This window comes from Vibrio sp. 1249-1 (genome assembly GCF_033340495.1).
The window spans coordinates 1-909 of record NZ_JAWOWJ010000250.1 but is presented as its reverse complement, the minus strand read 5'-3'; the positions used below and the strand labels follow the sequence as shown (position 1 = coordinate 909).

General features: G+C 62.7%; 2 protein-coding genes. One reads left to right on the top strand and one right to left on the bottom strand.

The window, feature by feature from the left end; genetic code table 11:
• Window positions 1–547: tetracycline resistance transcriptional repressor TetR(A) (gene tetR(A) / locus R7Z50_RS25615; protein ID WP_317187867.1), on the bottom strand; the 547-nt coding region annotated here is incomplete at its 3' end.
• 105 nt (window positions 548–652) lie between these two features.
• Here tetR(A) and R7Z50_RS25610 point away from each other — a divergent pair.
• Window positions 653–909, top strand: a 257-nt coding sequence (locus tag R7Z50_RS25610; protein WP_318149489.1) for an MFS transporter, incomplete at its 3' end; no start/stop codon positions are given.

Genomic DNA, 909 nt, shown 5'->3' with positions numbered 1-909 from the left:
GACCGGCTTCGTCGAAGGCGTCTATCGCGGCCCGCAACAGCGGCGAGAGCGGAGCCTGTTCAACGGTGCCGCCGCGCTCGCCGGCATCGCTGTCGCCGGCCTGCTCCTCAAGCACGGCCCCAACAGTGAAGTAGCTGATTGTCATCAGCGCATTGACGGCGTCCCCGGCCGAAAAACCCGCCTCGCAGAGGAAGCGAAGCTGCGCGTCGGCCGTTTCCATCTGCGGTGCGCCCGGTCGCGTGCCGGCATGGATGCGCGCGCCATCGCGGTAGGCGAGCAGCGCCTGCCTGAAGCTGCGGGCATTCCCGATCAGAAATGAGCGCCAGTCGTCGTCGGCTCTCGGCACCGAATGCGTATGATTCTCCGCCAGCATGGCTTCGGCCAGTGCGTCGAGCAGCGCCCGCTTGTTCCTGAAGTGCCAGTAAAGCGCCGGCTGCTGAACCCCCAACCGTTCCGCCAGTTTGCGTGTCGTCAGACCGTCTACGCCGACCTCGTTCAACAGGTCCAGGGCGGCACGGATCACTGTATTCGGCTGCAACTTTGTCATGCTTGACACTTTATCACTGATAAACATAATATGTCCACCAACTTATCAGTGATAAAGAATCCGCGCGTTCAATCGGACCAGCGGAGGCTGGTCCGGAGGCCAGACGTGAAACCCAACAGACCCCTGATCGTAATTCTGAGCACTGTCGCGCTCGACGCTGTCGGCATCGGCCTGATTATGCCGGTGCTGCCGGGCCTCCTGCGCGATCTGGTTCACTCGAACGACGTCACCGCCCACTATGGCATTCTGCTGGCGCTGTATGCGTTGGTGCAATTTGCCTGCGCACCTGTGCTGGGCGCGCTGTCGGATCGTTTCGGGCGGCGGCCAATCTTGCTCGTCTCGCTGGCCGGCGCCACTGTCGA